Raw genomic sequence first — 12,969 nt, forward strand, 5'->3', positions numbered from 1 at the left:
GGCCACCGGGCCCTTCTGCGTCCGCTCAGGCCTGCTGGGCGGGCGCTTCCTTGACCTCGTTCGGCCGGGCGCCGCCGAAGCGCCGGTCGCGCTTGGCGTACGCCATGCACGCGTCCCACAGGTTCCGCCGGTCGAAGTCCGGCCACAGCACGTCCTGGAAGACCATCTCGGCGTACGCGCTCTGCCAGATCAGGTAGTTCGACGTGCGCTGCTCACCGGAGGGCCGCAGGAACATGTCCACGTCCGGCATGTCCGGGTAGTACAGGTACTTCGCGAAGGTCTTCTCGCTCACCTTCGACGGGTCGAGACGGCCCGCCTTCACGTCCTCGGCCAGCGCCTGCGCCGCGTCCGCGATCTCCGCGCGGCCGCCGTAGTTCATGCAGAAGTACAGCGTCAGCTTGTCGTTGTCCTTCGTCTGCTCCTGCGCGATCTGGAGCTCCTTGGCCACCGACTTCCACAGCTTGGGCATCCGCCCCACCCAGCGCACCCGGATGCCGAGCGCGTCCAGCTGGTCACGGGTCTTGCGGATGAAGTCCCGGTTGAAGTTCATCAGGAAGCGCACCTCGTCGGGCGACCGCTTCCAGTTCTCGGTGGAGAAGGCGTACAGCGAGATGGCCTGCACGCCCATCTCGATCGCGCCCTGCAGCACGTCCAGCACCTGTTCGGCGCCGACCTTGTGCCCCTCGGTGCGCGGCAGCCCGCGCTCCTTCGCCCAGCGCCCGTTGCCGTCCATCACGATGGCCACGTGCTCGGGGACCAGCTCACCGGGGATCTTCGGCGGCCGCGCACCGGACGGGTGCGGCTCCGGCGCCTGGTACTCCCGCCGCGAACGGCCCAGAATCCCACGTCGTGCCATGCGTGCCACGTCTCCTAGCTCTTGCTTTGGGATGGTTACTTCTCTACGTACCGGAGCGAGCGCAGTCCCCGCTCCAGGTGCCACTGCAGATACGCCGCGACCAGCCCGCTGCCCTCCCGGACGTGCCGGGCCTCGGCCGCGTCCGCCGTCCGCCAGTCCCCCGTCAGCAACGCGCTGAGCAGCGCGATCGACTCAGAGGAGGGTACGACGCTGCCGGGCACACGGCACTCCCCGCATATCACTCCGCCCGCGCCGACCGAGAAGAACCGGTTCGGACCGGGCATTCCGCACCGCGCGCAGTCGTCAAAACTCGGCGCGTAGCCGTTCACGGCGAGCGAGCGCAGCAGAAAGGCGTCCAGGACGAGATGCGCGGCGTGCTCCCCGGAGGCGAGCGTCCGCAGCCCGCCCACCAGCAGCAGATACTGCTGCACCGCCGGCTCGCCCTCGTGGTCGGTGAACCGCTCCGCCGTCTCCAGCATCGCGGTCCCCGCGGTGTACCGGTCGTAGTCGCGGACGATGCCGCCACCGTACGCGGCGATCGTCTCGCTCTGTGTGCACAGCGGCAGCCCGCGTCCGACCAGCTCGTTGCCGCGCGCGAAGAACTGCACGTCCACGTGCGAGAACGGCTCCAGCCGGGCGCCGAACTTCGACTTCGTGCGCCGGACGCCGCGGGCCACGGCCCTTACCCGGCCGTGGCCGCGGGTCAGCAGCGTGATGATCCGGTCCGCCTCACCCAGCTTCTGGGTGCGCAGCACGACGCCGTCATCACGGAACAGACTCATGCAGCCATTGTCCCGTACGGCAGTACCGCACGGGGACGGTCCCCCGTTGCTCCCCGTCGGCCGGCGTCAGCCCACCTCGCCGCGGCTGCGGGCGTTCACATACGCCGTGGCCGCGCTCAGCCGCTCACTCGCCGTCGCGATCCGTACGGCGTCGGGCACGCAGTCCCACTCCCGCCCGCCGCCCACCGGCCGCAGCTGCAGATACGGCCCCTCGCTCCCCATCACCCTTCCGACCTTGCCCGTCCGCGTGTCCACGACGTACGAACCCACCGCGGCGCTCATCGTTCCTCGCTCGCCTTCCTCGCTCGAAAACGGCATTGGCTCGCGGTCTTTCGCGCATACTGCATTTCGCCGCCGACCGCATGGCCCACCTTCCCGAAACGGACTTTTCCGCCGGGAGATTTTCGCCGTTCACATCCTTGACACGGGCCCGCCGTCCTAAAATCGACAGCGACGTACGCGCGTCAAGTGGGCTGCGCAGCAAGGGTGTTGAGCGCGGGAACGGGTGGTTCTAAGAGGGCGTGCGCGCGGCCGCGGCGAGGAGCCGGTCGGTGTCCGTCGCGTCCAGCGACAGCGCCGTGCCGACCGTCGTGAGGACCTCGCGCTCGGGGCCCGTGTACGGACCGTCCGCCAGCGCGATGCGGGCGCCCTGCAGCAGCAGGGATTCGCGCCCCGCCGACGCAAGGTGGGGCGCGAGCGGTTCCAGCGCTTCGTGGAGCTCTATGGCGAGCGCCGTGCCGCACGGGTCGAGGCCGTCGCGGCCGTCGTGGTACGTGCCGGGGAGCCGGCCCGTGTCCGCGGCGAGCGCGGCCAGCAGGGAGAGCAGCTGGTCCTCCGTGCACTCGGTGAAGCCGGAGGCGCGTACCGCCGTGACCGCCTGCTCGCGGACCGTGCGGGAGGACGTGCCGCCCGCCGCCAGCAGCGCGAGCGTCACCGTGTGCACGGCGTCGCGGAGCATGGCCGAGAAGCGGGTCGTGGTGGGGTGATCCAGGGCGTCGAGGCCGAAGTGGCCCGTACAGGAAGAGCATTCCAGGACGGGGCCCGCCGAGCCGCGCGGGAGGACGGGGACGCCGAGCAGGGTCAGCCGGCGCTTGCCCGTACGGCGGCGGTAGTTACGGTCGCCACCGCACTCGGGGCAGAAGAACTCGCCGTCGGCGAGGGTGCGCCAAGACGTACGCACGCCCACCATGCCCAGCTTGTGCATCACGTCCAGACCTCCACAGTGCCTCGGCAACGCTGCCGCGCTGACGTGATGTTAGCCACATCCACGACGCCGCGTCAGCATGTCGTACCGGACAATGCGGAAGGCCCCGCCCCTCTTTCGAGAGAGGAGCGGGGCCTTGTCCGAGCCTCACGCGAGGGCGGGAAACCGGCCCGCGAGTACGTTCCCGTACCCGGCCAGCAGGTTTACCGACCCCCTCCGTTCGGGTGTCAGCGGCTCGCGCGGTTGACGGCGGAGACGACGGCCTTCAGCGAGGCGCGGGTCGTGTTCGCGTCGATGCCGATGCCCCACAGGACCTTGTCGCCGATCGCGCACTCGATGTACGAGGCGGCCTGCGCGGAGGCGCCCTCGCTCATGGTGTGCTCCTGGTAGTCCAGCAGGCGTACGTCCACGCCGATGCCCTGCAGCGCGTCGAAGAACGCGGAGATCGGGCCGTTGCCGGAGCCCGTCAGGACGGTGTCCTGACCGTCGACGACCGCCTCGACCGTGAGCGCGTCGATGCCGTCCCGGTCCGTCGTGGTCTGGCCGTTCTTGACCTGGATGCGTCCCCACGGGTTGTCGGGGTTGGGCAGGTACTCGTCCTGGAAGGTGGACCAGATGGCCGCCGGGGTGACCTCGCCGCCCTCGGAGTCGGTCTTCTCCTGGATGGTCCGGGAGAACTCGATCTGCATCCGGCGCGGCAGTTCCAGCTTGTGGTCGTTCTTCAGGACGTACGCGATGCCGCCCTTGCCGGACTGGGAGTTGACCCGGATGACGGCCTCGTAGGAGCGGCCGACGTCCTTCGGGTCGATGGGCAGGTACGGGACCGCCCACTCGATGTCGTCCACGGTCTTGCCCGCGGCGGCCGCGTCGGCCTCCATCGCGTCGAAGCCCTTCTTGATGGCGTCCTGGTGGGAGCCGGAGAAGGCGGTGTAGACCAGGTCGCCCGCGTAGGGGTGGCGCGGGTGGATCTCCATCTGGTTGCAGTACTCGGAGGTCCGGCGGATCTCGTCGATCTGGGAGAAGTCGATCATCGGGTCGACGCCCTGCGAGAACAGGTTCATGCCCAGGGTCACCAGGTCGACGTTGCCGGTGCGCTCACCCTGGCCGAACAGGCAGCCCTCGACGCGGTCCGCGCCGGCCATGACGGCCAGCTCGGCGGCGGCGACGGCGGTGCCGCGGTCGTTGTGCGGGTGGGTCGACAGGCAGACGTGCTCGCGGCGGGACAGCTTGCGCGACATCCACTCGAAGCGGTCCGCGTGGGTGGAGGGCGTGGAGCGCTCGACCGTGGCGGGCAGGTTCAGGATGATCTCGCGGCCCTCCTCGGGCTGCCAGACGTCCATGACCGCCTCGCAGACCTCCAGGGCGAAGTCCAGCTCGGTGTCGGTGAAGATCTCGGGGCTGTACTGGTAGCCGAAGATCGTCTCGTCGCCCAGGATCTTCTCGGCGTACTCCATGACCAGCCGCGTGCCGTCCACGGCGATCTGCTTGACCTCTTCCTTGGAGCCGCGGAAGACGACCCGGCGGAAGGTGGGTGCCGTGGCGTTGTACAGGTGCACCGTCGCGCGGTGCGCGCCGCGCAGCGACTCGATGGTGCGCTCGATCAGCTCTTCGCGGGCCTGCGTCAGGACGGAGATCGTCACGTCCTCGGGGATCGCGCCCTCTTCGATGATGGAGCGTACGAAGTTGAAGTCGGTCTCGCCGGAGGAGGGGAAGCCGACCTCGATCTCCTTGTAGCCCATCTTGACCAGCAGGTCGAACATCTCGCGCTTGCGGGCGGGCGACATCGGGTCGATCAGCGCCTGATTGCCGTCGCGCAGGTCGGTCGACAGCCAGCGCGGGGCCTTCGTGATGCGGTTGTCCGGCCACGTGCGGTCAGGGATGTCCACCGCTTCGTACGGGCCGTACTTGTGGACCGGCATTCCGGAGGGCTTCTGCTGGACAGAGGCGGCGGTGATGGGGGTCGGACGGCCGATGGCGTTCTCGGACTTCGACATGATGCGTAGGGCTCCTCGTAGGTCCATAAGGGGGGCCGACGGGCGAATCACCGCAACACCGAACTCCGCGGGGAGGGGGTCGGCCTACGACTACAGGCCCTCGCCGCGGCAGCTAAGGAGAAGCAGCCCGAAACGCATGATGCTCTGCACCCTAGCGGAGACCTGTGTCAGTTGGATGTCCCGTATCAGTATGCGGGACCGGAGATCCCTTGTGGCCGTTTAGCGAGCAAGCACACATTCGCGGGAATCTCCGCAGCGGGGAGTGACACGGCACACACGCGGTGCCACGCTCGCCGCATGGACGCCACTTCCTCGAATCAGAGTCATGCTGTCCGCCCGGTCTTCTGCGGGATCGTCCCCCCGCACATCCTCGACCACCTCGCGCAGGCCGAAGACAGCGCCCGGGCCGGCCGGGCGCGCCGCACCCTGGAACACGACGCCCTGCAGCGCACCCGCCGCCGCCTCACCATCCGCAGCCTCGCCGCGCCGGCCGAAGCCCGGGCCGGCAGCGACAAGCCGCAGCGCACGATCTATGACGCGGAGCACACCGAGACCCTGCCCGGCACGAAGGTCCGCGGCGAGTCCGACCCGGCGGGCCAGGACTCCTCCGTCAACCGCGCCTTCGGCGGCCTCGGCCACACCTTCGACCTGTTTTCCAAGATCTACAGCCGGCACTCCATCGACGGCAAGGGCCTGCCGCTGGACGCCACGGTCCACTACGGCAGGGAGTACAACAACGCCTTCTGGGACGGCGAGCGGATGGTCTTCGGGGACGGCGACGGCGAGCTGTTCCTGGACTTCACCACCGCCCTGGACGTCATCGGGCACGAGCTGACGCACGGCGTCACCCAGTACACCGCCAACCTGGAGTACCTCGGCCAGTCCGGCGCGCTGAACGAGTCCGTCTCGGACGTCTTCGGCTCGCTGATCAAGCAGTACTCCCTCCAGCAGAGCGCCGACCAGGCGGACTGGCTGATCGGTGACGGGCTGCTCGGCCCGGACGTCGACAAGGGGACCGCGCTGCGCTCGATGAAGGCGCCCGGCACGGCGTACGACGACGATGTGCTGGGCAAGGACCCGCAGCCCGCCACGATGGACGGGTATGTGGAGACCTCGCAGGACAACGGCGGGGTGCACATCAACTCCGGCATCCCCAACCACGCCTTCTACCTCGCGGCGGTCTCCCTGGGCGGCAACGCCTGGGAGCGGGCCGGGCAGATCTGGTACGACGTGCTGACCGGCGGCAAGCTCGCCAAGGACGCCCAGTTCGCGGACTTCGCCAGGCTGACGATCGACGCGGCCAAGGCCCGCTACGGCGAACAGGGCGAGGAACACCAGGCGCTGCTGAAAGCCTGGTCCCAGGTGGGCGTCACCAACAACGTGCGTCACTGACCGGCCTCGGTCATTGACCCGCGGCGGTCATTGACCGGGGTCGTCCCGAGGAGAAGGCTGCGGCCATGCGGATTCAGGTGAGGCGTACCGGCGGATTCGCCGGCATCGAGAAGCACGCCGAGATCGACACCGCTGACCGGGCCGATGCCGCCCAATGGGACGACCTGGTCGAGCGGGCGCTGGCCGACGGGCGGAGCGAACCGCCCGTCGGGGTGCCGGACGGGTTCACGTACCAGATCACCGTCGGCGACCGGACCGTGTACTGCGCGGACCCCCGGCTGACCGACCACCAGCGCAAGCTGATCACCCGGGTGCTGAAGGAAGGCTCATAGCGCGTGTCAAGGGCGCGGGTGGGCGGCTCCGCCCGCGCCCTTGACACGTTTCCGATGGGGCGGCGGCCACTCGGATGAGCCGCCCGGCCGCGCTGCTCCCGGGCGGGCAGGCCCCGGTGGCGGAGGATCTGAGGGTGACCTCCCAGCACCTGGACCGGTACGGCGTCGAGGACGCGCTGGCCGAGCCCGTCGTGCCGGTCGGGCGCGGCTGGACGGCGGCGCTCGTGCTGGCCAGTGGGGCGATCTGGGTCGGGTGGTTCGGGCCGCTGCAGATCCTGCTGGCCCTGCAGGCCGCCGAGCTGGCCCCGGCCGGCACCTCGAAGGAGACCGTACTGGCCTGGGTGACCGGCTGCGGCGCGGCCGTCGCGCTGGTCGCCACGCCGCTCTTCGGCGCCGCCTCGGACCGTACGGCCTCCCGCTTCGGCCGCCGTACGCCGTGGATCGCGGGCGGTGTGCCGGCCGGCGCCGGCGCGCTCGCGCTGCTGGCCACGGCGGACGGCGTGCTGTCCCTGCTGCTGGGCTGGTGCCTGGTCCAGCTGGCGCTGAGCGCCGCGTACGCCGCGCTCACCGCCGCGGTGCCGGACCGGGTGCCGCGGCGGCAGCGCGGGGCGGTCGGCGGCTGGCTGGGCGCGGCCCAGATCCTGGGCGTACTGGCGGGCACGGGGCTGGCGACCGCGGCCGGCGGCATCGCGGCGGGCTATCTGGCCTGCGCCGCCTTCACGGTCCTCGCGACGCTCCCGTACGTCCTGCTCCACCGCGACCTGGTGCTGCCCGCCGGCCGGCGCCCGCCGTTCGCCTGGCGCGCGTTCCTGACCGGCTTCTGGATCAGCCCGCGCCGCCACCCGGACCTGGCCTGGGCCTGGCTGACCCGCTTCCTGGTCAACCTCGGGAACTCGATCGCGCTGCTGTACTTGCTGTACTACCTGCGCGACGCGCTGCACCACCCCGATCCGCCGACCGGGGTGCTGATCCTCACCGCGGTCAACACGGCGCTGCTGCTGGCGACCGTCGTGACCGCCGGCTTCTGGTCGGACCGCATCGGCCGCCGCAAGCCGTTCGTCCTGTGGGCGGGCGTGCTGATGGCGGCGGCCACCGCGGTGCTCGCCTGCTGGCAGAGCTGGCCCGGGGCGCTGGTGGCGGCCGGCACGCTGGGCATCGGTTTCGGCGTCTTCATGTCCGTGGACTTCGCGCTGATGACGGATGTCCTGCCGACCGCGGCGGACCGCGGCAAGGACCTCGGCGTCATCAACATCGCCAACTCCCTGCCCCAGGTCGCAGCCCCGGCCCTGGCGGCACCGGTGGTCCGCCACCTGGGCGGCTACCCGGTGCTGTACCTCCTGGCCGCGGCCATCGCCCTCACGGGCGCGCTCTTCGTACGCCGCATCCGGGGCGTGGACTAGCGGAACACCGGGGCTAGAAGCCCAGCTTGCGGAGCTGCTTCGGGTCGCGCTGCCAGTCCTTGGCGACCTTGACGTGCAGGTCGAGGTAGACGGGGGTGCCGAGCAACGCCTCGATGTGCTTGCGGGACTTCATCCCGACCTCCTTCAGGCGCTTGCCCTTGGGGCCGATGATGATGCCCTTCTGGCTGGGCCGCTCGATGTAGACGATCGCGTGCACGTCCAGCAGCGGCTTCTCGGCGGGCCGGTCCTCGCGCGGCAGCATCTCCTCCACCACGACCGCGATGGAGTGCGGCAGCTCGTCCCGCACGCCCTCCAGCGCCGCCTCCCGGATCAGCTCGGCGACCATGACCTGCTCGGGCTCGTCGGTGAGGTCGCCCTCCGGGTACAGCGGCGGGCTCTCGGGCAGCATCGGCACGAGCAGATCGGCGAGCAGCCCCACCTGGCTGTCGCCCACCGCCGACACCGGAATGATCTCGGCCCACTCGATCCCGAGCTCCTGGCCCAGCTTGTCGATGGCGAGCAGCTGCTCGGCGAGCGCCTTGGAGTCGACCAGGTCGCTCTTGGTCACGATGGCGACCTTCGGGGTCTTCTTGATACCGGCCAGCTCACCGGCGATGAAACGGTCCCCCGGGCCGAGCTTCTGGTCGGCCGGCAGGCAGAAGCCGATCACGTCGACCTCGGCCCAGGTGGTCCGCACGACGTCGTTCAGCCGCTCGCCCAGCAGCGTGCGCGGCTTGTGCAGGCCGGGGGTGTCGACGAGGACCAGCTGCGCGTCCGGGCGGTGCACGATGCCGCGGACGGTGTGCCGGGTGGTCTGCGGCCGGTTGGAGGTGATGGCCACCTTCGTACCGACGAGAGCGTTCGTCAGGGTGGACTTGCCCGCGTTCGGGCGGCCGACGAAGCACGCGAAGCCGGCGCGGTGCGGGGCGGAGGAGTCTGTACGAACGCTCATGGCGCCCATTCTCCCCGATCGCGGGCATGACACCGACCACCGGCCCGGCCGGACCGGTGGGTCAGCGGTACATCAGTGGCGCCGAGGCGCTGTGGCGCTCAGCCCGCCTTGACGGTCTCGCGGAGGACACCGTCGGGGCCGGCGACCAGTACGGGGGTCTCCGCGCCGCCCAGGTCGCGGACGGCCGCGCGGTCCGCGTCGGCCGCGGTCGCCGCGTCGGTGACCACCGCGGCGGCCTCCAGGGACTGCGCGCCGCTCGCGACGGCCATCGCCACGGCAGTCTGCAGGGCGCTCAGCTTGAGGGAGTCGAGGGACACGGTGCCCGCGACGTACGTCCGTCCGGTCTCGTCCCGTACGGCGGCGCCCTCGGCGACACCGTTGCGGGCGCGCGCCGAACGGGCGAGCGTGATGATCTTGCGGTCTTCCGGGTCCATCGCTGCGGCTTCGCTCATACGGCCGAGGATATGCGTTCGCTGACCAGCGGCGCACCGGCCCCCGCGCGCCTACGCTGGGAGCTGAGAGCGGAATACGGAGGCGGTCCGCATGGGCATCTACTCAGAACGCGTCCTCCCGCGCATCATCGACGTCGCCTGCGGGATGAAACCCACCAAACCCCTGCGGCGCCAGGTCTGCGCGCCCCTCAAGGGCGAGATCATCGAGATCGGCTTCGGTACGGGGCACAACGTGCCCTTCTATCCGCCCGCCGTCACCAGCGTGGCCGCCATCGAGCCCTCCGACCTCGGCTGGCAGCTCGCCGGGGCCCGCCTGCGCGCCTCCCGTACGCCGGTCCACCGGGCCGGTCTGGACGGCCAGTCCCTCCCCTTCGAGGACAACACCTTCGACGCCGCCCTTTCCACCTGGACGCTGTGCACCATCCCCGACGCCGGGGCCGCCCTCCGCGAGGTCCGGCGGGTCCTCAAGCCGGGCGGCACCCTGCGTTTCCTCGAACACGGCCTGGCCCCGGAGGAGGACCGGTCCGTACGCCAGTGGCAGCGCCGCCTGGACCCGCTCAACGCACGTCTCCTCGGCGGCTGTCACCTCACCCGGCCGGTGGCCGACATGCTGACATCGGCAGGCTTCACGGTCACGGAGATCGAGACGTTCTACGAGAAGGGCGCCCCCAAGCCGATGGGTGCCGACTCCTTGGGTACGGCGGTGGCCCGCTAGTCGTCGGGGGTGCTCCCGGCGCCTTCGGTGCCGACCGGCTCCACCAGTACCGTGACGATCTTGTTCCGGCGTCCCGCCGGCGACTCGGCCGTGAGCCGCAGCGCCTTGAGGGCCGGGTCCACGGCGTCCTCGGAGAGGTCGACCTCCGCCTGCGCGCCCGCGATCGGCACCCGCCCCAGCCGCTTGGCCAGCAGCCCGCCGACCGTCTCCACGTCCTCGTCGTCCAGCTCCAGGCCGTACAGCTCGCCGAGGTCGCCGATGTCGAGGCGGGCCGTGACCCGGTACCGCCCCTCGCCCAGCTCCTGCACGGGCGGCAGCTCGCGGTCGTACTCGTCGGTGATCTCGCCGACGATCTCTTCGAGGATGTCCTCGATGGTGACGATGCCGGCCGTGCCGCCGTACTCGTCGATCACGACGGCGACGTGGTTGCGATCCCGCTGCATCTCCCGCAGCAGATCACCGGCGTTCTTCGTGTCCGGCACGAACGCCGCGGGCCGCATCGCCGTCGAGACCAGCTCCGTCTCCGCGTCCCGGCTGATGTGCACCTTCCGGGCGAGATCCTTCACGTACACCACACCCACCACATCGTCCTCGCTCTCCCCCGTCACGGGGATGCGCGAGAACCCGGAGCGCAGCGCGAGCGTGAGCGCCTGGCGGATGGTCTTGAAGCGCTCGACCGAGACCAGGTCGGTGCGCGGCACCATCACCTCGCGCACGAGGGTGTCGCCGAGCTGGAAGACCGAGTGCACCATGCGGCGCTCCTCGTCCTCGATCAGCGACTCCTGCTCCGCGAGGTCGACCATCGCGCGCAGCTCGGCCTCGGAGGCGAACGGCCCCTTGCGGAAGCCCTTGCCGGGGGTGAGGGCATTACCGATCAGGATCAGCAGCTGCGGGATCGGGCCCATGATGCGGGCCAGCGGCAGCAGGACGTACGCCGCTGCCGTGGCCGTGTTCAGCGGGTGCTGGCGGCCGATCGTACGAGGGGAGACCCCGACCGCGACGTACGAGACGAGCACCATCACCGCGATGGCGACGGTCAGCGCCTCCCACGTCTCCTCGAACCGCCGCACGCACGCGTACGTGACGACGACGGCCGCGGCCATCTCGCAGCCGACCCGCACCAGCAGGGCGACGTTCAGATAGCGGGTGGGGTCGGCGGCGACCGCGGCGAGCTTCGTACTGCCGCGGCGCCCCGACCGTACGGCCTCCTCGGCGCGGAAGCTGGTCGTGCGGGCGAGGCCCGTCTCCGCGCAGGCGGCGAGCCAGGCGACCACGACGAGGAGGACCGCGACGGCGATCAGCTGGACGGACACCGCGTCACCGGGTGGTGGGCGCGGGGGACGGGCCCTCGATGCCGCGCTCGGCCCGCCAGCCGTCGATGATCGCGGCCTGCAGCCCGAACATCTCGGCCTTCTCGTCCGGCTCCTCGTGGTCGTACCCGAGGAGGTGGAGGACGCCGTGGACGGTGAGCAGCTGCAGCTCCTCGTCCATGGAGTGCCCGGTCGGCGCCTCCTCGCCCTGCTTCGTGGCGACCTCGGGGCAGAGCACGATGTCGCCGAGCAGCCCCTGCGGGGGCTCCTCCTCGTCCTTGGCCGGCGGCCGCAGCTCGTCCATCGGGAAGGACATCACGTCGGTCGGGCCCGGGAGGTCCATCCACTGGATGTGGAGCTGCTCCATGGCGTCGGCGTCGACGACGATGACCGAGAGCTCGGACAGCGGGTGGATGCGCATCCGGGCGAGCGCGTAGCGGGCGACATCCAGGATCGCCTGCTCGTCGATGTCCGTGCCGGACTCGTTGTTGACGTCGATTGCCATCGTTGTTCTGCTCAGTGCTTTCCGTTGCGGCTGCGGCTGTCGTGCTGGCCGGAGCGACCGTCGTTCTGGCCATTGCGGCTGTCGTACTTCTCGTACGCGTCGACGATACGGCCCACGAGCTTGTGCCGGACGACATCGGTGCTGGTGAGGCGCGAGAAATGGACGTCGTCCACGCCCTCCAGGATCTCCTGCACCTGGCGCAGACCGCTCTTCGTGCCGCCGGGCAGGTCGATCTGCGTCACATCGCCCGTGATCACGATCTTCGAGTCGAAGCCGAGGCGGGTGAGGAACATCTTCATCTGCTCGGGGCTGGTGTTCTGCGCCTCGTCGAGGATGATGAACGCGTCGTTCAGCGTCCGGCCTCGCATGTACGCCAGCGGCGCGACCTCGATCGTCCCCGCGGCCATCAGGCGCGGGATGGAGTCGGGGTCGAGCATGTCGTGCAGCGCGTCGTAGAGCGGGCGCAGATACGGGTCGATCTTCTCGTAGAGCGTGCCGGGCAGGAAGCCCAGACGCTCGCCCGCCTCGACCGCGGGCCGGGTCAGGATGATGCGGTTGACCTGCTTGGACTGCAGGGCCTGCACCGCCTTGGCCATGGCGAGGTAGGTCTTGCCCGTACCGGCGGGGCCGATGCCGAAGACGACGGTGTGCTTGTCGATGGCGTCGACGTACCGCTTCTGGTTCAGCGTCTTGGGACGGATCGTGCGGCCCCGGTTGGAGAGGATGTTCTGAGTGAGCACCTCTGCGGGGGTCTCGCTCGTCCCGCCGTCGCCGTTCTCCGCCGAGCGCAGCATGGCGATCGAGCGTTCCACTGCGTCCTCCGTCATCGGCTGTCCGGTGCGGAGCACCAGCATCATCTCGTCGAACAGGCGCTGGATCAGCGCGACGTCCGCGGGATCTCCGACGGCGCTGACCTCATTGCCACGGACGTGGATGTCGGCTGCCGGAAAGGCGTTCTCGATCACGCGCAGCAACGCGTCGCCCGACCCCAGGACCGTGACCATGGGGTGCTTGGGCGGGACGGTGAACTGGGCGCGCGCCTGCTGATTAGTGGGTGTCTGCGTCATGGGCCGGC

Annotated in this window: 14 protein-coding genes; 4 read left to right on the top strand and 10 right to left on the bottom strand. The window is 70.3% G+C overall.

Annotated elements, in window-relative coordinates:
• Positions 1 to 25: 25 nt before the first annotated feature.
• From AB0I82_RS10500 to leuA, 5 genes are all read right to left on the bottom strand, one after another.
• The gene (locus tag AB0I82_RS10500) at positions 26 to 856 is read right to left on the bottom strand and encodes an isoprenyl transferase (protein WP_363256751.1); all 831 of its coding nucleotides are present in this window, start codon (positions 854 to 856) and stop codon (positions 26 to 28) included.
• Positions 857 to 891: 35 nt separating this feature from the next.
• Positions 892 to 1,638, bottom strand: coding sequence for a DNA repair protein RecO (gene recO, locus AB0I82_RS10505; protein WP_363256752.1), 747 nt, complete (start codon positions 1,636 to 1,638; stop codon positions 892 to 894).
• A 66-nt stretch (positions 1,639 to 1,704) separates the two neighbouring features.
• The gene (locus AB0I82_RS10510) at positions 1,705 to 1,920 is read right to left on the bottom strand and encodes a hypothetical protein (RefSeq protein ID WP_363256753.1); all 216 of its coding nucleotides are present in this window, start codon (positions 1,918 to 1,920) and stop codon (positions 1,705 to 1,707) included.
• A gap of 229 nt (positions 1,921 to 2,149) precedes the next feature.
• Positions 2,150 to 2,842, bottom strand: coding sequence for a TerB family tellurite resistance protein (locus AB0I82_RS10515; RefSeq protein WP_363256928.1), 693 nt, complete (start codon positions 2,840 to 2,842; stop codon positions 2,150 to 2,152).
• 227 nt (positions 2,843 to 3,069) lie between these two features.
• Positions 3,070 to 4,836 (bottom strand): 2-isopropylmalate synthase, encoded by a 1,767-nt coding sequence (gene leuA, locus AB0I82_RS10520; RefSeq protein ID WP_363256754.1) that lies wholly within the window; start codon positions 4,834 to 4,836, stop codon positions 3,070 to 3,072.
• 297 nt (positions 4,837 to 5,133) lie between these two features.
• Here leuA and AB0I82_RS10525 point away from each other — a divergent pair, with 297 nt between their 5' ends.
• The 3 genes from AB0I82_RS10525 to AB0I82_RS10535 all read left to right on the top strand — a co-directional run bounded on the left by AB0I82_RS10525 (position 5,134) and on the right by AB0I82_RS10535 (position 7,960).
• Positions 5,134 to 6,228: a M4 family metallopeptidase gene (locus tag AB0I82_RS10525; protein ID WP_363256755.1), complete on the top strand. Its 1,095-nt coding sequence runs from the start codon at positions 5,134 to 5,136 to the stop codon at positions 6,226 to 6,228.
• A 65-nt stretch (positions 6,229 to 6,293) separates the two neighbouring features.
• On the top strand, positions 6,294 to 6,560 hold the full coding sequence (locus AB0I82_RS10530; RefSeq protein ID WP_363256756.1) for a protealysin inhibitor emfourin: 267 nt from the start codon (positions 6,294 to 6,296) through the stop codon (positions 6,558 to 6,560).
• Between the two features lie 134 nt (positions 6,561 to 6,694).
• Positions 6,695 to 7,960 carry an MFS transporter gene (locus AB0I82_RS10535; RefSeq protein WP_363256757.1) on the top strand — a complete coding sequence of 422 codons (1,266 nt, stop codon included), beginning with the start codon at positions 6,695 to 6,697 and terminating at the stop codon, positions 7,958 to 7,960.
• A gap of 13 nt (positions 7,961 to 7,973) precedes the next feature.
• Here the strand turns inward: AB0I82_RS10535 and era are convergent, their stop codons facing one another.
• A complete protein-coding gene (gene era, locus AB0I82_RS10540; protein WP_363256758.1) occupies positions 7,974 to 8,912 on the bottom strand; it encodes a GTPase Era in 939 nt (312 codons plus the stop codon).
• A gap of 98 nt (positions 8,913 to 9,010) precedes the next feature.
• Positions 9,011 to 9,364: a cytidine deaminase gene (locus AB0I82_RS10545; RefSeq protein ID WP_363256759.1), complete on the bottom strand. Its 354-nt coding sequence runs from the start codon at positions 9,362 to 9,364 to the stop codon at positions 9,011 to 9,013.
• A gap of 91 nt (positions 9,365 to 9,455) precedes the next feature.
• Here AB0I82_RS10545 and AB0I82_RS10550 point away from each other — a divergent pair, with 91 nt between their 5' ends.
• A complete protein-coding gene (locus AB0I82_RS10550) occupies positions 9,456 to 10,079 on the top strand; it encodes a class I SAM-dependent methyltransferase (RefSeq protein WP_363256760.1) in 624 nt (207 codons plus the stop codon).
• Here the strand turns inward: AB0I82_RS10550 and AB0I82_RS10555 are convergent.
• Genes AB0I82_RS10555 through AB0I82_RS10565 form a run of 3 tightly spaced genes read right to left on the bottom strand, consistent with a single transcriptional unit; the run spans position 10,076 to position 12,961 of the window.
• Positions 10,076 to 11,392: a hemolysin family protein gene (locus AB0I82_RS10555; RefSeq protein ID WP_363256761.1), complete on the bottom strand. Its 1,317-nt coding sequence runs from the start codon at positions 11,390 to 11,392 to the stop codon at positions 10,076 to 10,078. The two genes, AB0I82_RS10550 and AB0I82_RS10555, sit on opposite strands and share 4 nt — an antisense overlap.
• Before the next feature lie 4 nt (positions 11,393 to 11,396).
• The gene (ybeY, locus tag AB0I82_RS10560) at positions 11,397 to 11,894 is read right to left on the bottom strand and encodes an rRNA maturation RNase YbeY (protein ID WP_030249473.1); all 498 of its coding nucleotides are present in this window, start codon (positions 11,892 to 11,894) and stop codon (positions 11,397 to 11,399) included.
• 11 nt (positions 11,895 to 11,905) lie between these two features.
• Complete coding sequence (locus AB0I82_RS10565) at positions 11,906 to 12,961, bottom strand: PhoH family protein (RefSeq protein WP_363256762.1); 1,056 nt, start codon at positions 12,959 to 12,961, stop codon at positions 11,906 to 11,908.
• Between the last annotated feature and the right edge of the window lie 8 nt (positions 12,962 to 12,969).

This window comes from Streptomyces sp. NPDC050315, from assembly GCF_040655775.1.
Classification (GTDB): domain Bacteria; phylum Actinomycetota; class Actinomycetes; order Streptomycetales; family Streptomycetaceae; genus Streptomyces.

Excerpts from the sequence above, each read along its gene's own strand:
- AB0I82_RS10500 (WP_363256751.1), bottom strand. The coding sequence starts at position 856 with ATGGCACGACGTGGGATTCTGGGCCGTTCGCGGCGGGAGTACCAGGCG.
- AB0I82_RS10550 (WP_363256760.1), top strand. The coding sequence starts at position 9,456 with ATGGGCATCTACTCAGAACGCGTCCTCCCGCGCATCATCGACGTCGCC.
- ybeY (WP_030249473.1), bottom strand. The coding sequence starts at position 11,894 with ATGGCAATCGACGTCAACAACGAGTCCGGCACGGACATCGACGAGCAG.
- AB0I82_RS10515 (WP_363256928.1), bottom strand. The coding sequence starts at position 2,842 with ATGCACAAGCTGGGCATGGTGGGCGTGCGTACGTCTTGGCGCACCCTC.
- recO (WP_363256752.1), bottom strand. The coding sequence starts at position 1,638 with ATGAGTCTGTTCCGTGATGACGGCGTCGTGCTGCGCACCCAGAAGCTG.
- AB0I82_RS10530 (WP_363256756.1), top strand. The coding sequence starts at position 6,294 with ATGCGGATTCAGGTGAGGCGTACCGGCGGATTCGCCGGCATCGAGAAG.
- AB0I82_RS10525 (WP_363256755.1), top strand. The coding sequence starts at position 5,134 with ATGGACGCCACTTCCTCGAATCAGAGTCATGCTGTCCGCCCGGTCTTC.
- leuA (WP_363256754.1), bottom strand. The coding sequence starts at position 4,836 with ATGTCGAAGTCCGAGAACGCCATCGGCCGTCCGACCCCCATCACCGCC.
- AB0I82_RS10510 (WP_363256753.1), bottom strand. The coding sequence starts at position 1,920 with ATGAGCGCCGCGGTGGGTTCGTACGTCGTGGACACGCGGACGGGCAAG.
- AB0I82_RS10545 (WP_363256759.1), bottom strand. The coding sequence starts at position 9,364 with ATGAGCGAAGCCGCAGCGATGGACCCGGAAGACCGCAAGATCATCACG.
- AB0I82_RS10565 (WP_363256762.1), bottom strand. The coding sequence starts at position 12,961 with ATGACGCAGACACCCACTAATCAGCAGGCGCGCGCCCAGTTCACCGTC.
- era (WP_363256758.1), bottom strand. The coding sequence starts at position 8,912 with ATGAGCGTTCGTACAGACTCCTCCGCCCCGCACCGCGCCGGCTTCGCG.